At 33.1% G+C, this 22360-nt stretch carries 19 protein-coding genes; 11 read left to right on the top strand and 8 right to left on the bottom strand.

The window, feature by feature from the left end; all coding sequences use genetic code 11:
- Positions 1-31 precede the first annotated feature (31 nt).
- The gene (locus HRU50_RS04010) at positions 32-406 is read left to right on the top strand and encodes a hypothetical protein (protein ID WP_296348413.1); all 375 of its coding nucleotides are present in this window, start codon (positions 32-34) and stop codon (positions 404-406) included.
- On the opposite strand, the gene hutH is transcribed toward HRU50_RS04010, so the two are convergent.
- Complete coding sequence (hutH, locus tag HRU50_RS04015; protein ID WP_296348415.1) at positions 407-1942, bottom strand: histidine ammonia-lyase; 1536 nt, start codon at positions 1940-1942, stop codon at positions 407-409.
- Positions 1943-2064: 122 nt separating this feature from the next.
- Between hutH and HRU50_RS04020 the strand changes: the two genes are divergently transcribed.
- Entirely contained in the window at positions 2065-3420 is a 1356-nt protein-coding gene (locus HRU50_RS04020) for a TlpA disulfide reductase family protein (protein ID WP_296348417.1), read from the top strand.
- Between the two features lie 51 nt (positions 3421-3471).
- Here HRU50_RS04020 and HRU50_RS04025 read toward each other — a convergent pair whose 3' ends face one another.
- Positions 3472-5025 (bottom strand): NAD(P)H-hydrate dehydratase, encoded by a 1554-nt coding sequence (locus HRU50_RS04025; protein ID WP_296348419.1) that lies wholly within the window; start codon positions 5023-5025, stop codon positions 3472-3474.
- A gap of 309 nt (positions 5026-5334) precedes the next feature.
- Between HRU50_RS04025 and thrA the strand changes: the two genes are divergently transcribed.
- From thrA to HRU50_RS04050, 5 genes are all read left to right on the top strand, one after another.
- Positions 5335-7797 (top strand): bifunctional aspartate kinase/homoserine dehydrogenase I, encoded by a 2463-nt coding sequence (gene thrA / locus HRU50_RS04030; protein ID WP_296348422.1) that lies wholly within the window; start codon positions 5335-5337, stop codon positions 7795-7797.
- Between the two features lie 3 nt (positions 7798-7800).
- Positions 7801-8730, top strand: a complete 930-nt coding sequence (locus HRU50_RS04035) for a homoserine kinase (RefSeq protein ID WP_296348424.1) — start codon at positions 7801-7803, stop codon at positions 8728-8730.
- A gap of 18 nt (positions 8731-8748) precedes the next feature.
- Positions 8749-10041, top strand: coding sequence for a threonine synthase (gene thrC / locus HRU50_RS04040; protein WP_296348425.1), 1293 nt, complete (start codon positions 8749-8751; stop codon positions 10039-10041).
- A gap of 84 nt (positions 10042-10125) precedes the next feature.
- A complete protein-coding gene (locus HRU50_RS04045) occupies positions 10126-10647 on the top strand; it encodes a GNAT family N-acetyltransferase (RefSeq protein ID WP_296348426.1) in 522 nt (173 codons plus the stop codon).
- Positions 10648-10740: 93 nt separating this feature from the next.
- Positions 10741-11826 (top strand): T9SS type A sorting domain-containing protein, encoded by a 1086-nt coding sequence (locus tag HRU50_RS04050; RefSeq protein ID WP_296348427.1) that lies wholly within the window; start codon positions 10741-10743, stop codon positions 11824-11826.
- A gap of 30 nt (positions 11827-11856) precedes the next feature.
- Here the strand turns inward: HRU50_RS04050 and holA are convergent, their stop codons facing one another.
- Positions 11857-12864: a DNA polymerase III subunit delta gene (holA, locus tag HRU50_RS04055; protein ID WP_296348428.1), complete on the bottom strand. Its 1008-nt coding sequence runs from the start codon at positions 12862-12864 to the stop codon at positions 11857-11859.
- Between the two features lie 136 nt (positions 12865-13000).
- On the opposite strand from holA, the gene HRU50_RS04060 reads away from it, so the two are divergent.
- From HRU50_RS04060 to HRU50_RS04070, 3 genes are all read left to right on the top strand, one after another.
- The gene (locus HRU50_RS04060) at positions 13001-13450 is read left to right on the top strand and encodes a type I restriction enzyme HsdR N-terminal domain-containing protein (RefSeq protein ID WP_366927339.1); all 450 of its coding nucleotides are present in this window, start codon (positions 13001-13003) and stop codon (positions 13448-13450) included.
- A complete protein-coding gene (locus HRU50_RS04065; RefSeq protein WP_296348429.1) occupies positions 13451-14440 on the top strand; it encodes a glycosyltransferase family 2 protein in 990 nt (329 codons plus the stop codon).
- 106 nt (positions 14441-14546) lie between these two features.
- Positions 14547-15404 (top strand): OmpA family protein, encoded by an 858-nt coding sequence (locus HRU50_RS04070; RefSeq protein WP_296348431.1) that lies wholly within the window; start codon positions 14547-14549, stop codon positions 15402-15404.
- A 65-nt stretch (positions 15405-15469) separates the two neighbouring features.
- On the opposite strand, the gene HRU50_RS04075 is transcribed toward HRU50_RS04070, so the two are convergent.
- From HRU50_RS04075 to HRU50_RS04095, 5 genes are all read right to left on the bottom strand, one after another.
- On the bottom strand, positions 15470-17545 hold the full coding sequence (locus HRU50_RS04075; protein WP_296348433.1) for a von Willebrand factor type A domain-containing protein: 2076 nt from the start codon (positions 17543-17545) through the stop codon (positions 15470-15472).
- 103 nt (positions 17546-17648) lie between these two features.
- Positions 17649-18251 carry a hypothetical protein gene (locus HRU50_RS04080; protein ID WP_296348435.1) on the bottom strand — a complete coding sequence of 201 codons (603 nt, stop codon included), beginning with the start codon at positions 18249-18251 and terminating at the stop codon, positions 17649-17651.
- Between the two features lie 90 nt (positions 18252-18341).
- Complete coding sequence (locus HRU50_RS04085) at positions 18342-19424, bottom strand: AMP-binding protein (RefSeq protein ID WP_296348436.1); 1083 nt, start codon at positions 19422-19424, stop codon at positions 18342-18344.
- Positions 19424-20359, bottom strand: a complete 936-nt coding sequence (locus HRU50_RS04090) for a CPBP family intramembrane glutamic endopeptidase (protein ID WP_296348438.1) — start codon at positions 20357-20359, stop codon at positions 19424-19426. The genes HRU50_RS04085 and HRU50_RS04090 overlap by 1 nt, the downstream gene beginning before the upstream one ends.
- A complete protein-coding gene (locus HRU50_RS04095) occupies positions 20356-21396 on the bottom strand; it encodes an o-succinylbenzoate synthase (RefSeq protein ID WP_296348440.1) in 1041 nt (346 codons plus the stop codon). The genes HRU50_RS04090 and HRU50_RS04095 overlap by 4 nt, the downstream gene beginning before the upstream one ends.
- 55 nt (positions 21397-21451) lie before the next feature.
- Here HRU50_RS04095 and HRU50_RS04100 point away from each other — a divergent pair, with 55 nt between their 5' ends.
- Positions 21452-22360, top strand: a complete 909-nt coding sequence (locus HRU50_RS04100) for a sterol desaturase family protein (RefSeq protein WP_296348442.1) — start codon at positions 21452-21454, stop codon at positions 22358-22360.

Here is a 22360-nt window from a genome sequence, read left to right on the forward strand (position 1 = left end):
TTAAAAACATTAAAATCAATCATTTCTCGGAATGAAAGAGACTCTATCTTTCGATTTTTGTGATATTTCCATTTTTGATAACTACTTAATTGTAGTTATGAAAGAAGGAGTAAATATCACACCTGATTATAATGCCATTTTAGAAAATATTACTAAAAAATATTTCTCTAAAACATCTTTTGTATACATCACCAATAGAGTAAACTCCTATTCTGTTGACCCTAAAATATATTACGAAACAGCCAAAATAAAAAACCTAAAAGGGTTTGCTGTTGTCACAAATAATTATCAAGCCAAAATTAATGCTGAAATTGAAAGAATGTTTTTTAATAAGCCCTTTAAACTATTTGATTCTGTTGAAAATGCAATTCATTGGGCTAATGAAATAACAGATAGCTCAAACTAGTTAATGCTTTTCTACTCCATAATTATTCAAGAACAGTTCTTCCACCTCAATATCAACATCTTTCAGGAATTGTATTGATGCTTCGATACTATGATGTAACACTTCATCTTGTTTAATAAATGGAACAACCTTTCGGTAATGCTCTAAAAAGGACTCGAGTAAAGGTGATGATTTTTCGGGCCTTCTAAATTCTAGTGCTTGCGAAGCATTCATCAACTCTATAGCCACAATACGTTCAACATTTCGAATCAAAGTATACGCCTGTGTTGCCGCATTTGCACCCATACTTACATGATCTTCTTGCCCGTTACTAGATACAATGCTATCTACACTTGCTGGAGATGCCAATTGCTTATTGGCACTAACTATACTTGCGGCTGTATACTGCGGTATCATAAACCCAGAATTTAATCCAGGTTCACCTATTAAAAAGGCAGGTAAACCTCTTAAACCTGATACCAATTGAAATATTCGACGCTCCGAAATATTTCCAATTTCAGCCATAGAAATTTTTAAATAATCTAAAGCCAATGCTAAAGGTTGCCCATGAAAATTACCACCAGAAATAATTTTATCTTCTTCAGGGAAAATATTTGGATTATCTGTAACTGAATTGATCTCAGTAAGTATTACTTTTTCAACAAAATCAAGTGTATCTTTTGTAGCTCCATGTACCTGCGGAATACATCTAAACGAATATGGATCTTGTACATGCTCTTTTTCTCTAATTATTAGCTCGCTACCATCTAAAAGTTCGTTAAAGCGTTTCGCAACCTTTCTTTGTCCAGGATGCGGTCTTACATCATGAACCAGATCATGAAATGGATCTATTCGACCATCAAAAGCATCTAATGATATCGAAGCTACAATATCAGCCAAATAAGATGTCTTGTGAGATAACAATAATAAATAAACCCCATATGCACTCATAAACTGTGTACCATTTAAAAGCGCAAGTCCTTCTTTTGCCTGAAGATTTATCGGTTTCCAATTAAATTTTTCTAACAATTCTGATGCGTCATAATCACTACCTTCGTGCACTACTCTACCTTTTCCCAATAATGGTAATGCCAAATGCGCTAATGGTGCCAAGTCACCTGAAGCACCTAATGACCCTTGCGTAAACACAAAAGGAAAAATATCATGATTAAAAAAATCAATTAACCTTAAAACAGTTTCTAATTGCACACCACTGTGGCCATAACTTAAAGATTGAATCTTTAGAAGTAACATCACCTTAACCACAGATTCTGGAACGCGATCACCTGTACCACAAGCATGAGACATTACCAGATTTTCTTGCAGTTTAGTTAAATCCTTATCTGATACCTTAACGTTATACAATGAACCAAAACCAGTATTTATGCCATACATTGGTTTTTTATCATCGGCAAGTTTATTATCTAAATATGTCTTGCAAGCTTTAATTTTAGTAATAGATTCTTCAGAAAGTTTTAGCTTTTTGTTGTCATTGAAAATGTTGTAAATCGTAACAATATCTAGAGCATCAGAAGAAATGATGTGATAGTTATTCATTGAGTTAGTTTATGTGTTTCAAATTTGAGAATATTTTTTGACAACACAACAAAATGTTAATAATTCGGTGTTTTTTGATACTAAACAATTATTACTCTATTTTTAGACAAAATACTAATTAAATGAAAAAAATATTTACAATCTGTTTGGTATCATTACTATTAGCGTGTGGTAATGAAGAACCCAAAATTGACTATGCCTTATTTTCTGGTAAAATTGAAAATCCTACCGGTGAAGTAGTAACTATTTATAAAGGTAGAGATATGGTAAAAGAAATCACCCTTAATGATGACAATACCTTTGCTGACACCTTAAAAATTGAAAAAGGATATTACACTCTAAACCATGGTAGAGAAGGTTCTGCTATTTATCTTGTTCCTGGAGATAGTATTCAATTGACTTTAAATACCGAAGAATTTGATGAAACCTTAACATACACTGGTTTAGGTTCTGAAAACTGTAATTTTTTAGCTAAAAAATTTATCAACGAAGAACAAATGGATATCGACATCCCTAAAATCTACTCAATGGAAGAAACCGAGTTTTTAGCTATGATGGATGAAATCAAAAGTTCTAAACTTGAGTTTTTAAACGCAGCTAAAAGCATCGATCCAGAATTTAGGATATTAGAAGAAAAAGCAATTGAATATGAACATCTTTCAAACTTAATAAGATATCCTGATTATCATAAGTACTTTACAAAAAAGGAAGAGTTCAGTGTATCTAATGACTTTAACAATAGAATTAGTGGTATTGATTTAACAAATGAAGAGGATTATAAAAATATTGAAAACTATAAGGTTTTAGTGCTTAATTCTTACTCAAATGACATTAGAAAAAGTGATTCACCAAAAGATGTTTTTGATAAAATAAGCAGTGAAGTTTCTCAAACTGTAAAAGATGATATTGCTGAGAATTTAGCTTATGATGTCAATTTAAATAATGAACATCATGACGCCTTTTACAAAGGGATTATGGCTATGTCTACCGATTCTTTACTTAAGGCAAATTTAACTACGAAATATGAAAAATTGCAAAATTTAGCATTAGGTATGCCTTCACCAAAGTTCTTTGATTATGAAAATCATAAAGGTGGTACAACTTCTTTAGATGACCTAAAAGGAAAGTATGTCTATGTTGATGTTTGGGCAACTTGGTGCGGTCCTTGTATTAGAGAAATACCTTCGTTAAAAGAAGTAGAAAAAGAATTTCATGACAAAAATATTGAATTTGTAAGTATGTCAATTGATAGAATGACAGATCATGATAAATGGGTGGCAATGGTAAACGATAAAGAATTAGGAGGCACACAAATTATGGCTGACAAAGATTGGAAGTCTGACTTTGTGCAAGGATATGCCATTGAAGGAATTCCAAGGTTCATTTTAATAGACCCTAATGGGAATATTGTTAGTGCTGACGCGCCTAGACCTTCAAATCCAAAATTAAAAGAATTGTTCAACGCACAAGATATCTAAAAGTTTTAACGCTAAATAAATTAAAAAGCCTTCTTAATGAAGGCTTTTTAATTATTGTTGTTCCTCTTCTGTATGTTCAGGTTGTTCTGGTTGTTTAAATAGATCTATATAAGCTTCTCCTATGGTTTCTATGATATGACTTGCCATTAAGCTTTGATATCCATAATCTTCTAAAGATATGTCTGCAGATCTACCATGCAAATACACACCAAAAATAGTTGCTACTAAAGGCTCGTAACCTTGAGCAATTAATCCAGAAATAATTCCGGTTAAAACATCTCCAGAACCTGCTGTTGCCATTCCAGGATTCCCTGTTGTATTTATATATAATTTATCACCGAAAAGTGTTATTGAATTCGCACCTTTAACGAGTATAATCACTTTATACTTTTTAGAAAACGCTTTTGTTTTATTGAGTTTATCAAAATCATCAGACCAACTACCTATTAATCTTTCCAATTCTTTTGGATGTGGTGTTAACACCGTAAACTTTGGTAATAATTTTAAAAGTGCTTTCTTTTTTGCAAGTAAATTAATGCCGTCGGCATCAATCACTAAAGGTACTTTGTTTGATTTCAAAAATTCCTCAAACGCATTTAGTGTCTCATCATTTGTACCCAATCCAACTCCTACTCCAATTACAGATGGTTTAATATCAAATTTTATAGATTCTATATGTCTTTCTTCAGAATCTGTGATTACCATTGCTTCTGGCAATGAAGCTTGTAAACTATGGTAACCGCATTCTGGTGTATAAGCTGTCACCAAACCTGTACCCGCAGCAAAAGCGCCGCGACATGCTAAGTTTACAGCGCCTATCTTACCATAACTTCCACCCAAAATCATAACATGACCAAAATGTCCTTTATGACTAAACTTATCTCTTGGCTTGTAAATGGGTAATACTTCATGTTTAGAAATTAATTCTGCCTCAGTTTCAGTCTCAAACAAATAAGCTCTATCAATACCAATATCTAAAGCTTCCCATTGCACTGTATATTTGGCTGTTTCTGGCAAAAAGAACACCAATTTGGGAGATTGAAAACTCAAAGTATAACCGGCATAAACCACTGCATCTTCATCATCAACAGCTCTATCCGTATAAAGTCCAGATGGTACATCAACTGATAAGGTAAATGCTTTGGATGCTCTCCATAACATAAATAATTCTTTCACCCAATCTGCAGGTGGACGATTTAAGCCTATACCAAATACAGCATCAACAATAATATCCTTTTCTTCGATTACAATCTCCGAATAGTCTCGACCCGAGCTTAAAACTTTTGGCCAATCTTTAGTTACTGTTTTTATTCTATCGTAATTAACCAGAAAATCTTTAGATCGCGTGTCACTGTAATTAACTATATAAGTTACAACAGAATATCCATGTGTTATTAAATGTCTCGCTAATACCAACCCGTCGCCACCATTGTTTCCTATACCACAAAATACATGTATCGGCACTTGAGCACCTTGCATACGCATATGCATCCAATTAAAAATTTGTGTGCCTGCACGTTCCATCAAATCAGATGAAGAAATGTTTTGACGTTCCTCAGTTATTCTGTCACCTTCATAGATTTGTTCTTTAGAAAATAGTTTCATGTGTATTTATTAAAACTTTAGGTAAAATATTAAGCATCTTTCATTTTTTTAAGAAAGAATTAGTGTTTTTTAAAAATTCACTAAAAACAAAAGATGAGTTTTTTTATTGTTGTAAAAATAATACATTTGACATGTAATGGAGAACAAAAATAACATATCATTAAACCAAATGTCACAGACTTTGTGCACATACACTACAATGTTATTTATTGCTACAATTATGACCCTTAGGGGTGCATTTTAATTATATACTTCCGTCCATTAATTGTCTATATACAGACATTTTGTTTTCTCAAACTATTATTAATTATGAAAGTTCTAAAATTTGGTGGAACATCTGTAGGTTCAACCGAAAATATAAATAAAGTCATCTCAATATTACAACAGCAAGCTGAAGTATCTAACATTGCGGTTGTTGTGTCTGCCGTTGGTGGCATCACTGATAAATTACTCGAAGCTGCAAATTTAGCTTGTGCTAAAGATGAAGCATATATTACCAAATACAACAAAATTTGGTCTAAGCATAATAAAATTATTGAAGGTCTTTTTGAAGGTTCTGGCTTAAAGAAACAAGAAGACAATCTTCATGATTTTATTACAGAGAAACTTGATGAGTTAAAAAATTTACTTGATGGCATCTATTTGATTAATGAATTGTCACCAAAAACGAAAGATAAACTACTAAGCTTTGGTGAAACATTATCTTCAACAATCATCATACTTACACTTAAATCTAGAAATATAGATGCAGTTTTAAAAAATTCGCAAGAGCTTATTGTTACCGATTTAAATTATAACAATGCTATTGTAGATTTTAAAGCCACTGACAAAAACATTTCAGCATTTTTTGAATCAAACTTTAATAAGATTGTCTTATTACCTGGTTTTGTTTCTAAAGCTCATAATGGTGAGATTACAACGCTTGGTCGTGGTGGTTCTGACTATACAGCTGCTATTATTGCTGCGGCTTTAGACGCTAAGGAATTACAAATCTGGACAGATGTTAGCGGTATGTTTACTACCAACCCTAAATTGGTAAAACAAGCCGCACCAATCACAAAATTGTCGTATCAAGAAGCAGTTGAATTATCGCATTTTGGTGCAAAAGTACTGTATCCGCCAACTGTAATGCCAGTATTAAAAAAGAACATTCCTATTGTTATTAAAAACACTATGGAACCTGAAGCAATTGGTACTACAATCACTGAAGACGACCAACTTAATGGTGGCTCACCTGTAAGAGGATTAAGCAATATTGATAATATCGCTTTAATGACCTTGCAAGGTAATGGAATGGTTGGGGTTCCTGGATTTAGCAAACGTTTGTTTGAAGCTTTAGCCCAAGAAAAAATCAATATTATTTTAATTACGCAATCGTCTTCTGAGCATTCTATTTGCTTCGGAATTGCAGATAGTGATGCAGAACGTGCTAAAGAACTTATTGATGCTGTGTTTGAGTACGAAATTGCACTACAGAAATTAGACCCAATTGTAGTTGAAACAGATTTATCAATCATTGCGGTTGTTGGTGATAAAATGAAAAGTCATCAAGGCATTAGCGGAAAAATGTTCAGCACATTAGGTAAGAACAATGTGAATATTAGAGCTATTGCTCAAGGTGCTTCAGAACGTAATATTTCTGCCGTTATTCATAAAAATGATGTCAAAAAAGCATTAAATAGTTTACATGAGCAGTTCTTCGAAATAAAAACCAAACAAATCAATCTATTTATTACAGGTGTTGGTAATGTTGGGCAACGACTTATTGACCAAATAAAACAACAACGCGCTTACGTTAAGGAAAACTTCAAAATCAATTTGAGAGTTGTAGGTCTTTCTAATTCTAGAACCATGCTTGTCAATGATGATGGCATTGATTTAGAAACTTGGAAAGAGGATTTAGCTAAAAGTGAAAAAGCAAGTTTAAATGGTTTTTTTGAGCATGCAAAAACTCTTAATCTTCGTAACTCTGTATTTGTTGATATTACAGCAAACGATGAAGTTGCTAAGATTTATGGTGATTATTTAAAACAGAGTATTTCTGTTGTAGCTTGTAACAAAATAGCGTGTTCTGGTAATATTGAATATTACAATGAACTTAAACAATTATCAAGAAAATATAACGCATCATTCTTATTTGAAACCAATGTTGGTGCCGGTTTACCTGTTATTGACACCTTAAGTCATTTAATTGCTTCTGGTGATAAAGTCAATACGATTCAAGCAGTATTGTCAGGAAGTTTAAATTTCATTTTTAACAACTTTAATTCTGAAACTACCTTCTATGATGTTGTAAAACAAGCCCAAGAAGAAGGCTATACAGAACCTGACCCAAGAATTGATTTAAGTGGCATTGACGTTGCTCGTAAAGTGCTAATTCTAGCTCGAGAAAGTGGACATCAGATTGAATTAAATGAGCTTGAAAGTGACAATTTCTTAACTGATAATGCTATGAAAGCTGATACCGTTGATGACTTCTTCAATACGTTGAAAGATGATGAAGTCTATTATCAAAGCTTATATAAATCTGCGGAAGACAAAAACTGCCAGTTAAAATTTGTTGCAGAATTTGATAACGGAAAAGCAAAAGTTGGATTAAAAGAAATCCCTGAAGGTCATCCATTTTATAACCTCAAAGGAAAAGATAATATCGTAATGTTCTACACACAACGTTACCCTGAGCAACCTATGATTATTAAAGGTGCTGGCGCTGGTGCAGAGGTAACTGCTTCTGGTCTTTTTGCGGATATTATGAGAATTGCTAATAACTAAACTATGAGCAAAGAGATTAGAATATTTTCCCCAGCAACTGTAGCCAATGTAGCCTGTGGTTTTGATGTATTAGGCTTTTGTTTAGATACCATTGGTGATGACATGGTGATTAGAAAAACTGAAGGAAAAGGCATTAAAATCACTAAAATTGAAGGTTACGATTTACCATTTGAACCAGAAAAAAACGTTGCAGGTGTTTCGGCTTTAGCAATGTATGAAGCCTTACAGCCAGATTGCGGTTTTGAAATTGAAATCTATAAAAAGATAAAACCTGGAAGTGGTATTGGCAGTAGTTCTGCTAGCGCATCTGGAAGTGTTTTTGGTATGAATGCGCTTTTAGGCAATCCGCTTAATAAAACTGAGCTTACCAAATACGCCATGAAAGGTGAAGCTCTAGCAAGTAATTGTGAACATGCCGATAACATTGCGCCAGGAATATTTGGTGGTTTTACCTTAGTGAAAAGTGTGAATCCGCTTCAAGTACTTCAATTACCAACGCCATCAGATTTATATGCAACGCTAATTCATCCTCAAATTGAAATAAAAACATCAGAATCTAGAGCGATTTTACCAAATAAGATTCCTTTACAAAATGCCATTACACAATGGGCAAATGTTGGTAGTTTAGTTCATGGACTACACACATCAGATTATGAGTTAATTAAAACTGCTTTAAATGATGTGGTAATTGAACCTTACCGAAAACAATTGATTCCACATTTTAACGATGTTAAATCCTCTGCGCTTTCAGCTGGTGCATTAGGTTGTGCTATTTCAGGTTCTGGACCTTCTATATTTGTATTGAGTAAAGGTGAAAAAACCGCTAAAAAAGTTGAAGAATCGATACGCAGTGCATATTCAAAAACAGATATAGTATTCGAAACGTATGTGTCTAAAATAAATACAGAAGGAATCAAGAGGATCGACGATTGACGAATAATAAAAAACAAAATGAACTACTACTCTTTAAATAAAAAAGCACCAAATACAACTTTCGCTGATGCCGCAGTCAGAGGACTTGCACCAGATAAAGGTTTATATTTTCCAGAATCGATAACACCTTTAGATGCTTCATTTTTTGAAACTATTGAAGAAAAATCAAATGCTGAAATCGCTTTTGAGGCAATTAAGCAATTTATAGTTCCAGAAATTCCTGAGGACGTTTTAAAAACTATTATTGAAGAAACCTTGAACTTTAATTTTCCGGTTGTAAACATCAATGAAAACATTTCTACTTTAGAATTGTTTCATGGACCAACCTTGGCTTTTAAAGATGTTGGTGCGAGATTTATGGCACGTTGTCTTGGGTATTTTAACAAGTCTAACACTAACGAAGTTACAGTATTAGTAGCAACATCTGGTGATACTGGTGGCGCTGTAGCTAATGGATTTTTAGGTGTAAAAGGTGTTAATGTTGTTATCCTTTACCCAAGCGGAAAAGTGAGTGATATTCAAGAAAAGCAATTAACAACACTAAGACAAAACATTAAAGCTTTAGAAGTTGATGGTGTTTTTGACGATTGTCAAGACATGGTAAAACGTGCGTTCTTGGATGAAGAATTGACTAGTAAAATGCAATTGACATCTGCAAACTCTATAAACGTAGCACGTTGGTTACCTCAATTATTCTACTACATGTTTGCGTATAAGCAGTTAAAATCTAAACACAAAGACATTGCATTTTCTGTCCCAAGTGGAAACTTTGGTAATATCTGCGCTGGTATGATTGCACAAAAACTTGGCTTACCTGTAAAACATTTTATTGCGAGTAACAATGCCAACGACACTGTGGTTAATTATATGAACACACAATCTTATGAGCCAAAACCATCTGTACAAACCATTAGCAACGCTATGGATGTTGGTAATCCTAGTAACTTTATAAGAATACAAGAATTACACAACAAGGATTTTGAAGCTTTAAAAGCTAATCTGTCGTCGTATAGTTATACTGATGAAGAAACTAGAGAAGCTTTATTAGAACTCTATAAAGATTACAATTATGTTGCTGACCCACATGGCGCAGTTGGTTATCTTGGTGCTAAAGCACATCTTAAAAGTAATGACGTTCATGTAGTATTTTTAGAAACTGCTCATCCGACTAAATTTTTAGATGTTGTTGCAGATGTTATTAAGGAAAATATTGAATTACCACCTCAAATAATGAGAGTAATGGATAAAGAAAAGGAAGCTACTGCTATAGCAACGTATGATGAATTGAAAATGTTTTTATTGAATGAATAAAAATAAGTTTTCTTAAATTAGACTTAGTCCTTGGATAATCTCAGTATTTGACATTTTATAAAATTTTAAAGATTCCTGCCTTATGTGGGAATAGAAATCATAGAAACAAAACGATTACATATCAGACCTATTTCTGTTAACGATGCAGAATTCGTTGTCGAACTCATGAATTCGCCTGGTTGGTTAAAATACATTGGAGATAGAAATGTGCATACCATTGAAGAAGCTAAAGAATATATTAAAAACAAGGCATTAGTGCAATTAGAAACACATGGTTATACTAATAATGTTGCCATAAGAAAAGTAGATAATGTAAAACTTGGGACTCTTGGAATATATCACAGAGAAGGGAAAGTAGACCCAGATTTAGGTTTTGCATTTCTTCCTGAATTTCAAGGCAAAAGTTACGCTTATGAAGCTGCTTTTGAATTAATTCGTACAGCCAAAAACGATTACGGTTTAACTGAATTAAGTGCTTACACTTTAGAAGAAAATAAAGCCTCTAGAAAACTTTTAGAACGCTTAGGATTTAAAGCCATTGGTAAAGACAATTTACCTCATGACGATGCCGAATTACTACGTTATTATAGAAAATTGGATTTGTAATAATTCATGTTATTTAATTTACCATAGGATAATGCGGTATTCCTTTCTGAATTAGTATCTTCGATTTAAACTAAATCATTAAATCAATTCACAGTGAAAGCATTCATTTCAATACTACTTATAAGTTTAGGCATCACTGCTCAATCTCAGCAGTTCATGCTAGAAACTGCCCTAGATGCTGCTGTAAGTGAAACTTCAGGAATTATTATCCTAAACAATACACTAATTACACATAACGACTCTGGAAACACCAATCAATTATTCGAAATAGATACTTCAACAGGTAATATTAGTAGAACCGTTACTATTACAAACGCCACCAATGTAGATTGGGAAGACATCACTATGGATGACACCTATATTTATATTGGTGATTTTGGAAATAATTATGGTACAAGAACTGATTTAAAAATATATCGTATTGCAATTACAGATTACTTAGCGAGCACATCGGTAACTGCTGATATTATAAACTTTAGCTACAGTAATCAAAACAGTTTTTTTCCAAATCCATTCAATACAAATTTTGATGCTGAAAGCTTGATACATTATAACAGCGCCTTATATGTATTTTCAAAAAACTGGGATGATAATAACACAAACATCTATCAAATTTCAAAATCACCTGGTACATACACCATTAATATGGTTGATACCATAAATGCCCAAGGTCTAATTACAGGAGCAACTTATAATGCTTCTGCAAATGAAATTATGTTAAGTGGTTATGATGCTGATGGAGCATTTTTAATTCAATTAGACGGCTTTCATTCTGGTTTGTTTTCTAATGGAAATATCTCTAAAACTACCATTGATGCACCGAGTAATTATTCACCTCAAATAGAAGCTATTGTGCCATTTAGCGCAACTGAATATTATATCACGGCGGAATCTAGCAACACTTTAAGTCAAGGATTATATAGTATTAATATTTCAACCTTGAACAATAACGAGGTTGACGCGATTGAATTTTCATTTTCACCTAATCCGGCATCCAAAACTATTATATTGAGCCATTACAATCTAAAAGTTAGGATTTATGACATTACCGGGAAACTAGTAAAAACAACGACTGAAAAACGTATTGATATTTCCAAATTTAATTCTGGTGTCTATTTAGTGAAAATTGAAGATTTAAACTCAGACCGTGTTTCTACAAAGCGGTTGATGGTACTCTAATATTTTTCCTTTAGCTTTTAGCAAAATAAATCAACCTAATATTCTTACTAACAACTCTTTAAGCAAATCACCTTGAGGAACTGCATTTGCGCCAACACCTTTACTTTTTACATCAAACTCTCTTAGCAGAGCAATGACAGCACTTACTTTTTTCATTGGGTAATTACGAGCTGCTGTGAGGTATTCATTTACAAAATAAGGGTTGACACGAAGTGCTGAGGCCACACTTCTTGGGTTTTTATCTGTCATACCATGTAAATGCAATAACTGAGAAAAGAAATTGAACAACAATGCTACAGTTACAACCATTGGGTTATCTTTTGGGTTATCCGCAAAATACTTTGCTATTTGAAATGCCTTTATACTGTTGCGCTCACCAACAGCTTTTCGTAACTCAAAATTATTGAAGTCTTTACTAATCCCAATATTCTCTTCAATATGTTCTGGTGTAATTTGAGTACCTTTTGGTAAAACAATTTTTAGCTTATCTAACTCATTATTCACTTTACTCAAATCTGTTCCTAAAAACTCAACAAGCATTTGAGCTGCTTTTGGTGAGATTTCATAACCTTGACCTTTAAGCACTCTTCTTATCCAATCTGGCACTTGATTATCGTAAAGTTTTTTACTTTCAAAAACGACACCACCATTTTTAGAAATCGCCTTATATAAAGCTTTGCGTTTATCTAGTTTTTTGTATTTATAGTTTAGAACCAAAACTGTTGTAGGTTGCGGATTTTCAGCATAAGAAGCTAACTTCTCAATTGTTCTGCTTAAATCTTGCGCTTCTTTTACAATAACAACTTGGCGTTCTGCCATCATTGGATAACGCTTGGCATTACTTACAATATCGTCAACAGATACATCTCTGCCATAAAGCACCATTTGGTTAAAGCCTTTGTCAGCTTCGTCTAAAACATTATTTTCAATAAAATCTGAAATCTTATCAATGTAATAGGCTTCTTCACCCATTAAAAAATAAATAGGTTTAAGATTACCCTGTTTTATACCTGCGACCAGTTGTTTTACTTCGTCCAAATCTGTAAAAATTTTCAAATTCCAAATCCTAAATTCCAAACATCAAAAACTCAAAATGTAAATTTTGAATTTTGGAATTTAAAGATTGTGATTTGCAGTATTCTACATTAACTTTGAAACAAAATGTATAACTGCCTTGCAAGAACTCAACTTTCCTAAGTTTGAATACCGTTTCAAAAGTACAGAAAATAAAGTTTCTATTTTTGATGTCATTCGGAAAAAATTCATCATTCTTCAACCCGAAGAATGGGTTAGGCAACACTGCGTGCATTACCTTATAAATCAAAAGAACTTTCCGAAATCTTTAATCAATGTTGAAAAGGAATTAACCATAAACGGATTAAAGAAAAGGTATGATATTGTGGTTTTTAATAAAGACGGTAGTATTCATTTAATTGTTGAGTGCAAATCGCATTCTGTAGCTATCAGTCAGAGTACTTTTGACCAAATTGCAAGATATAATATGGTCTTAAATTCAGATTATTTAATGGTGACTAATGGGATAAATCATTATTATTGTCAAATGGATTCTGAAGCAGAACAGTACACATTTTTAAGAGATATTCCAGATTATAAGACTAAATAAATGTATCAACTTAGCGACATAGCCATAGTAATTTTAAACTGGAACGGAAAAACGCTTCTAGAGCAGTTTTTACCTTCTGTTGTTAATTATTCAGAAAGTGCTAAAATTTATGTTGCTGATAATGCTTCTACTGATAATTCTGTAGCTTTTCTTTATGACCATTTTCCCGACATTAAAGTGATTAAGAACACAGAAAATGGCGGTTATGCAAAAGGTTACAATGATGCTTTAAAACATGTTAGCGAACCTCTTCTCTGCTTATTAAATAGTGATATTGAGGTCACTGAACATTGGCTTCAACCTATACTTGAAGAATTCAATACTTCTGATGCTGCAATCATTCAGCCTAAAATTTTAGATTTTAAAAAGAAAACGCATTTTGAATATGCTGGTGCAGCCGGCGGATTTATTGACAAATATGGTTATCCATATTGTCGTGGTCGTATTTTTGATTCGCTTGAGGAAGATAAAAATCAATACAATGATACAAGAGCTATATTTTGGGCTTCAGGCGCATGTTTCTTTATAAAAAAAGATGTTTTTGAAACCCTAAATGGCTTTGATGAAAGCTATTTTGCTCATATGGAAGAAATTGATTTATGCTGGCGTGCATTTAATTTAAACTTTAAAGCAAAATATGTTGGCACTTCTACTGTATTTCATGTTGGTGGTGCTACATTGAGTAACACTAATTCTAAAAAAACGTATCTCAATTTTAGAAATAGCTTATATACACTTTTTAAAAACACAGATAAAAATCTTGTCTCAAGACTATTTGTTAGAATGCTACTCGATGGTATCGCTGGAATACGATTTTTAATCCGACTACAACCCAGCTTTTTCTTAGCTATTATTAGAGCTCATTTTTCATTTTATGCTTCATTAAGGCGTTTATTAAATGCTCGTAAACAAATCTCTAAACAGAAGCATTATTTTGAAAGACCATCCATTGTTTGGTCTTATTTTATAAAAGGACAAAAAACATTTTAATCTGTTTATAAAAAGGTTAAAAGTTTTGTTAATCCTAGGCTTCTCCATTTTTCTTTTCTATAATTTTGAGATGTAATCGACAACATTTTTAATCAGAAAACGAATTATGAGAAAATTAGTAGCGTTAAGTATTTTTTCGATGTTATTTCTAGCATCATGTGTGTCAAAAAAAGAGTACTTAACTTTAGAAGAGGAACATCAAAAAACAAAAGATTTATTAAACTCTGCTACGGTAAAGCTAAACAAATGCCTTACCGACGCTGCAGCGGCTCAAGCTAGAGTTGAAACCATGAAAGATCAATTAGAAGATCTACGTAAAGCGAACCAAGATTTAATTGACACCAAAGGAAATCTAACCACCTTAACTCAAAAAGGTGCTGAAAACCTTGAAAAATCATTGGAAAGTTTAAAAGAAAAAGATTTGAAAATTACACGTCTACAAGATGCCTTAACAAAAAAGGATAGTGTTACATTAGCCATTGTATCTAGCTTGAAAAAAGAAGTTGGTATTGATGATCCTGACATTGAAGTGAATGTAGAAAAAGGTGTTGTTTTTATTTCTATTGCTGATAAGTTGTTATTTAAGAGTGGTAGTTACGATGTCACTGATAGAGCAAAAGAAGTACTTGGTAAGGTTGCTAAAGTGATTAATAGCAAACCAGATTTTGAAGCTATGGTTGAGTCACATACAGACAATGTATCTTATAGCAAACCACCATTATTAGACAATTGGGATTTGAGTGTTAAGCGTGCAACATCTGTTGTTAGAGTTTTAGAAGAATTAAAAGTAAATCCGCAACAACTAATTGCGGCTGGTCGCAGTTACCATGTACCTCTAGTTGAAAATGACACTGCCGAAAATAGAGCAAAAAACAGACGTACTCGCATTGTAGTGTTACCTAAAATTGACCAGTTCTACGATATGATAGAGAAAGAAATGAAAAATCTATCTGCAGGCAATTAGATTGCATAATACTAAAACATAAAAAGCCCAATGCAACGCATTGGGCTTTTATTTTAGATTTTGAGTTATTTTAATCTATCATAAGTCTTTACTAGTCTTATAAATTCTGCTCTATAACCTTCTTTATCTTCTCCCCTGCCATTTTCGGCTAATTCTATAACACTTTCGATGTTTGAATTATTATGAAACTTAGAATTTCGAAGCTGCATTCCAAAAAGTGCTACAGATGCTGCAAAGTTCATGTCTTCATCTACTGCGGTTGTTTCATTTTTTTGCACATGCACCATCTCAATACTTTTAGAGCCATCTGGTTTTTTATACCTAAACTTTACTGTAAACAACTCATCACTAAAATCTGCTTTTGTTTCAGATTGGGTATACTTTAAATCATGTATATCTCTAAGATAATCCGTTTTAACACCTCTTGGAATGACCTCATATAAAGCTGTCACAGTATGGCCACTTCCTAATTCACCTGCATCTTTGGTATCATCTATAAAATCTTCATCAGCTAATAATCTATTTTCATAACCAATAAGACGATATGCCTGTACCAAGCTCGGATTAAACTCAACTTGTATTTTGACATCTTTAGCTATGGTGAAAAGCGTACCACCAAATTCTTTACCAAATACTTTTTGAGCTTCTTGCATATTATCTATGTAGGCATGATTACCATTTCCTTTATCAGCTAATATCTCTAGTTTTGAATCTTTATAATTACCATATCCAAAACCTAGGACAGATAAAAAGACCCCTGATTTTCTTTTTTCCTCTATTAGAGTTTCCATATCCTTATCACTAGACGCTCCTACATTAAAGTCACCATCAGTTGCTAGGATAACACGGTTGTTTCCGTTTTTCTTAAAGTTCTTTTCTGCAAGTTTATACGCTAGTTTGATGCCTGCGCCACCTGCAGTAGAACCACCTGATTGCAAGTCATCTAATGCTTGAAGAATTTTTTCTTTATTAGCACCAGATGTTGGCTCTAACACAACACCAGCTGCGCCAGCATATACCACAATAGATACTTTGTCTTTTTCTCTTAATTGATTTACTAATAATCTAAATACACTTTTAAGAAGTGGTAGTTTATTTTGAGAACCCATAGAACCAGATACGTCTATTAAAAAAGTTAGATTAGAAGCAGGCAATTCTTCATTGTCGTATGTTTTTCCTTGAAGACCAATCTTTACTAGTTTAGTATCATTATGCCAAGGTGTTTTAACGACATCTGTATTAATGGAAAATGGATGCTCATCTGTAGGTTGTGGATAATTGTAATTGAAATAATTGACCATTTCTTCTATTTTAACAGCGTCGCTTAGTATTGTTTGCCCATTATTTATCATTCGTCTAACATTACTGTAAGACGCTTTATCTACATCTATGGAAAATGTGGAAAATGGTGAAAGATTTGTTTTTTCGAACTGATTTTCTGTTATACTAGCATATTTTTCATCGTACTGCACGCGATAATTACCTGCTTTTGTATTAATAACAATACAACCATATTTCGCCGATTCCCCAAATTTATCAACCGCTTCAACCGATTTATATACATTCATATGCTCAATATCGTCTGGTTTTATTTGTTTGATTAAGTCGTTATACCCTTTTTGAATAGGCACACCATCAACGATATAAAGGACACTTTCGTTTGATTTCTTAGTTTTTGATCCTCTAATTTTTACGCCTGACATACTACCAGCTAATTGACTAGAAATTTTATCATGAAATGCTCTTTTAGCCTGTCGTCTAAGTTGAGCTTTACTAGGTCCTCTGTGGCTATGACTAATTACAGAACTGACAGATGAAGTCTTAGAATAGCCAACAACCACAACCTCATCTAATTCTGAACCTTCTTCCAAGGCTACATCGTAGATATTAGCTGCACCTATAGTTACTTCTCTTGAATCCATCCCAACATAACTGATAACCAATTTATCACCAACATGTGCATTTATGCTATATTTTCCATCAAAGTTTGTTTGTGTACCGTTGCTTGATCCTTTTATAATAACACTAGCACCAGGTAATGGTAGACCATCACTTGCAGTAGTCACAGTTCCTGTAATAACTTTTTCTTGAGCATGAACAGCTAAAGAAAGAAAAATTGTAAATAAAAATAAGTTTTTCATGATGATTGTATTAAAAGTTCAAAACAAACATAGAGTAGATTGACACGGTTAAAAACTACAAATGAGTAAACAAAACCATCAAATGCATGGCATTTAGTGATTTTTATTCTTTTATGACTGATATAAGCTCAGGAAGCAATGAAATTGCAGTTAGTATGACAGCATTTCCCTTTTTCTTTGTACTGTCATATTTTAAATTTACTTCTGTTTCGACGACTTCAGATTTACGACCAGGCATTCTAATCATAATTACCGTATTTTCAGATCCTTCAACGTAGTTTGTTTGTATAAGCTCATACGCAAGTGTTATTCCGTCTTTTTTGAATTCAGAAATACTTGTTTTAGGATGTTCCACAGCATATAAAATTTTCTTCAAGTCTGTCGCAGCAACTTGACTCAACATCAACCCATTAAAATTAGAATATGCTACAAAGCTTATTTTATCTGTGTCGTTAAGTCGTTTTGATAATAATCTAAAAGCTTGTTTTAATATAACACTGTCTTCAACATTGAAATTATCAGAATAGGTTTCTATTAAAAATACAATGTTTTTGGTTTTGGTAGAATCCTTTTCAATACTGTAATGTTCTACAATAAATGTTATGAGTTCGTCTACTGATGTTGACTCGGTTTCAACATTTTTCTCTTGTGCACTAACTGTGAAACAAAATAGTACAGCTAGACTAGAAATAATTAGTGTTTTCATTGGTTTGGTGTTTAAAGTTTACATAAAACTAAACACACTAATACCAAAAAGAAACTGAAAATGAGCTAACTATACTTTCGGTTGAGTTAACTAATCAATTACAGCACTGACTGTTTTATCGCGTTGTATTTTACCATTTACAGTTTCTACAAAACGATCTATAGTATATATTTTCTTAGGTAATTCGAACTTAGTTAAACCTTTTAATTGTTTCACTCTCTTTTCTATACTTTCTATAGAATCACGAGGGTTTTCAACAATAAGAATCAGTTTTTCACCAAGAGCTTCGTCTTCTTCTCCTGCAACAATAAAACGGTTATCTATGACAACTTGTAGCTTTTCTTCAATTTGCTCTGGGAATAACTTTACGCCACCAGAGTTAACGACATTGTCGTAACGCCCTAATAACTGAAAACTAGTTGCATCGTTTAACTCCACAATATCATTTGTTACAATTGGTTCATCGTGTAATCTGTCTGCATGTATTACCAAACAATCTCTTTCATCTTGAGAAAACTCAACATTAGGCAAGGCATAAAAGTATTGCTCAGCTTCAACAATCTGAGAAGGTAATCTTCTCACTGCAACATGTGTCACAGTTTCCGTCATGCCATAAGTTTCGTAGAATTTTGACCCACTCAATCTAATACGTTCTAATAAAGGTTTAGTCACCTTAGAACCACCAACAATAATTGTCTCTATGTTTTTTGTTTGATTAATGATATTCTTTAGTTGCAACGGAATCATCGCACAAAAATCATATTTCTTATCATAATTGAAGAGCGGATGCGTAGTTGGCTCTACAAAGTCTAACTCTAGACCTAAAATCATTGCTCTAACTAGCATCATCTTACCTGCTATATAATGGCTTGGTAAACAATCTAAAGCTCTATCACCTGGTATTAACCCAAAGAAATCACCCGTAGCAATGGCCGAGTTCACCATGGCTTGCTTCTGTATCTTTATAGATTTAGGTTTTCCTGTAGATCCTGAGGTGTTCACATATAAATGATCCTCATTATTTAACCAATCTATAAGAAAGTTACCTGTATTCTTTTCGTAGGCCTCACCTTCTTTTATTAAACTGTATGCTACTTCTTTAAGATCTTCAAAATTGTAATGAAGTCCATTTAATTTAAATCTATTATGAATCTTATCGTATGTAGGTGTCATTATTCTATAATTTTATAATCCTCTTTTATTGGCTCTGTTACTTTACCAAATAAACGTTCTTGCCAATTCTTCCAACCGTATCGTTTTGCTAATATAAATAGCATTATTGGGTAAATCACTAATACTGGTATTAAGATATCGCTAACAATACTCATTGATGGTTCTGCTGTATTCAAGAAAATAGCATCTGTTTGCAATGCTGTCCAGTCTGCCGTAACTAATAATGCTGCCAATAAATTGTTACCCAAATGAAAGCCTAAGGCTAATTCTAAACCATCATCCATTAATGTCATTATTCCCAACAATAAACCTGTACCAATATAGAAAATCATCATTTTCCAAAAACCAATAGCTGCAACTTCTGGGTTAGCACTATGTGCAATACCAAAAAGTATAGACGTTAAGATTAGCGGAAACCATCTATTTTTTACAATAATACCTATATGCTGCATCAAGTAACCTCTGAATAGGTATTCTTCTAAACCTATTTGAAATGGAAATAATAGAATACTTACCAAAAACAAAATGCCAAACTTCATGGGATCAAATTGTAGCACCAACTCCGAAGAATCCGCTGAATACGCAATTAAAAAGCTACTAACAGTGAAAATAGTAATCATCATAAACGAGAAGAATACTCGTCCATAATCTACCTTATCTCTTGCCGTAGTTAAGGACAAGATACTGCGTTGATGCACGTATTTCACTAATAAAAATAGTAGTCCTATAAGCACAACAAAAGGTATTAGATTCATTGTTAAGCTTATTATTGGCGGAATGTTTTTCATGATGTCATAAGCCGCATCTAACTCACCAGGATCAGCAAACAAGTAATAGATAAAGTTTAAGAGAAATACACCACCAACCAGTGCAGTTGTGAGTATAACCATCCAGATTTCTCGCTGACCTTTATATGCTTGTTGTATATAATTCATATGTCTAAATTAAATTTCCAATCTTCTTCTTTATCATAGTTTAAATCACCATTTCTCACTGCTAATGGTGAATCAAAATTATTTGTAAATAAACTTCCTGTACCAAGTCCTTGTGGCATTTTGCTATCTAAGGTATATGTCCATTGTGCAATGGCATTAAGACCAATATTGCTTTCTAAAGCACTAGTAATCCACCAACCTATTCCTAAGTTTTCCGATGCATTAATCCATTCTTGACTACCATTATATCCACCAACTAAACTCGGTTTTAATATGACATATTGTGGTTGAATTGTTTGTAACAAGTTTTCTTTTTTAGTTACAGAAAACACACCTATTAATTCTTCATCTAATGCAATAGGTAATGGTGTTGTTTCACAAAGCCGAGTCATTTCTTCTATTTGACCTTGTTTAATCGGTTGTTCAATAGAATGCAAATCTAATTCTGCAAGTCTCTTTAACTTTTCCAAAGCTTCATGAGGTGCAAAAGCGCCATTGGCGTCTACTCGAAGCTCTATATCTGAAGCCGAAAACTCTTTTCTTATAGATTTAAGTAGTGATAATTCAGTCTGAAAATCAATAGCACCTATCTTCATTTTTATACAATCAAAACCTGCTTCAATCTTATCTTTAATTTGTTGATTCATGAAGCTTTCGCTTCCCATCCATATGAGTCCATTTATGGGTATTACAGCTTCACCATTTGTGAACGCCGATGGAAACAATTCAAAAGACGTTTCACTATTCAAAGATTTAAAAGCTTGTTCTAAACCAAATTGAATACTTGGGAATTCTATAAGTTCATTGACCAACTTCTCTAGTCCTATATGTATATTATCACAAACCCATTGTAATTTGGTTTCGTAATCTGTTCTATCATCAATACTTAAACCTCTAAACAAACCACATTCCCCAATACCAACTTTATCTTCATCAGCAAGCTTAATAAACCATGTTTCTTTGGTTTTTAAAACGCCTCGTGATGTCCCACTAGCTTGTTTAAAATTGAGTATATATTGTTTGTAATTCGCTTTCATATTGAATTTCAAAAATAGTAATAGTATTTGTATTTTAGAGGCAAATCGAAGACTGATGCAAGATCCCGAATTTCCAAATATTATACTATACACCATACCCGTTTTTATTTTAACGATGCTTATTGAACTCTTTCTAACTACAAGAGAGCAACTTAGACATGTAAAGGGCTACGACACTAAAGATGCTTTTTCATCTATAGCTATGGGTTTGGGTAACGTTATTATTGGTTTTGCGAGCAAAGCAATTATACTTTTAGCTTTCTTTTGGATATATGATAATTTCAAATTCTTTGAAATTCCAGTGGCTTGGTGGTCTTTTACCTTACTCTTTTTCGCTGATGATTTATCGTATTATTGGTTTCATAGAGTTTCGCATGAATGTCGCTTCTTTTGGGCTTCGCACGTCGTGCATCATTCATCTCAACATTACAATTTGAGCACTGCTCTAAGACAAACTTGGTCTGGCAGCTTTTTCAGCTTTGTGTTTTGGCTTTGGTTACCTTTGGTAGGATTTCATCCTGCAATGATTATGCTTCAGATGTCCGTAAGTTTATTATATCAATACTGGATACACACCGAAACTATAAACAAACTTCCAAAATGGTTCGAAGCTACATTTAATACTCCTTCGCATCATAGAGTGCATCATGGCAGTAATCCTTTATATCTTGATAGAAATCACGCGGGAATTCTAATTATATGGGACAGAATGTTTGGAACATTTCAACCAGAACTTGAAAATGAAAAAGTGGTTTACGGATTGGTGAAAAATATTAACACCTACAACCCAATCAAAATTGCATTTATTGAATGGGTTTACATGCTTAAAGATGCTTTTTCTGGAAAGAAGTCTATAAAAAACAGACTATTATACCTCATAAAACCACCAGGCTGGAAACATGATGGCACAGGAAAAATGAGTGATGACCTAAGAGAAGAATGGTTACAAGAAAACTCTAACTAA

Source organism: Winogradskyella sp. (assembly GCF_013213835.1).
Classification (GTDB): Bacteria; Bacteroidota; Bacteroidia; order Flavobacteriales; family Flavobacteriaceae; genus Winogradskyella.

Excerpts from the sequence above, each read along its gene's own strand:
- HRU50_RS04010 (WP_296348413.1), top strand. The coding sequence starts at position 32 with ATGAAAGAGACTCTATCTTTCGATTTTTGTGATATTTCCATTTTTGAT.
- hutH (WP_296348415.1), bottom strand. The coding sequence starts at position 1,942 with ATGAATAACTATCACATCATTTCTTCTGATGCTCTAGATATTGTTACG.
- HRU50_RS04020 (WP_296348417.1), top strand. The coding sequence starts at position 2,065 with ATGAAAAAAATATTTACAATCTGTTTGGTATCATTACTATTAGCGTGT.
- HRU50_RS04025 (WP_296348419.1), bottom strand. The coding sequence starts at position 5,025 with ATGAAACTATTTTCTAAAGAACAAATCTATGAAGGTGACAGAATAACT.
- thrA (WP_296348422.1), top strand. The coding sequence starts at position 5,335 with ATGAAAGTTCTAAAATTTGGTGGAACATCTGTAGGTTCAACCGAAAAT.
- HRU50_RS04035 (WP_296348424.1), top strand. The coding sequence starts at position 7,801 with ATGAGCAAAGAGATTAGAATATTTTCCCCAGCAACTGTAGCCAATGTA.
- thrC (WP_296348425.1), top strand. The coding sequence starts at position 8,749 with ATGAACTACTACTCTTTAAATAAAAAAGCACCAAATACAACTTTCGCT.
- HRU50_RS04065 (WP_296348429.1), top strand. The coding sequence starts at position 13,451 with ATGTATCAACTTAGCGACATAGCCATAGTAATTTTAAACTGGAACGGA.
- HRU50_RS04070 (WP_296348431.1), top strand. The coding sequence starts at position 14,547 with ATGAGAAAATTAGTAGCGTTAAGTATTTTTTCGATGTTATTTCTAGCA.
- HRU50_RS04075 (WP_296348433.1), bottom strand. The coding sequence starts at position 17,545 with ATGAAAAACTTATTTTTATTTACAATTTTTCTTTCTTTAGCTGTTCAT.
- HRU50_RS04080 (WP_296348435.1), bottom strand. The coding sequence starts at position 18,251 with ATGAAAACACTAATTATTTCTAGTCTAGCTGTACTATTTTGTTTCACA.
- HRU50_RS04085 (WP_296348436.1), bottom strand. The coding sequence starts at position 19,424 with ATGACACCTACATACGATAAGATTCATAATAGATTTAAATTAAATGGA.
- HRU50_RS04090 (WP_296348438.1), bottom strand. The coding sequence starts at position 20,359 with ATGAATTATATACAACAAGCATATAAAGGTCAGCGAGAAATCTGGATG.
- HRU50_RS04095 (WP_296348440.1), bottom strand. The coding sequence starts at position 21,396 with ATGAAAGCGAATTACAAACAATATATACTCAATTTTAAACAAGCTAGT.
- HRU50_RS04100 (WP_296348442.1), top strand. The coding sequence starts at position 21,452 with ATGCAAGATCCCGAATTTCCAAATATTATACTATACACCATACCCGTT.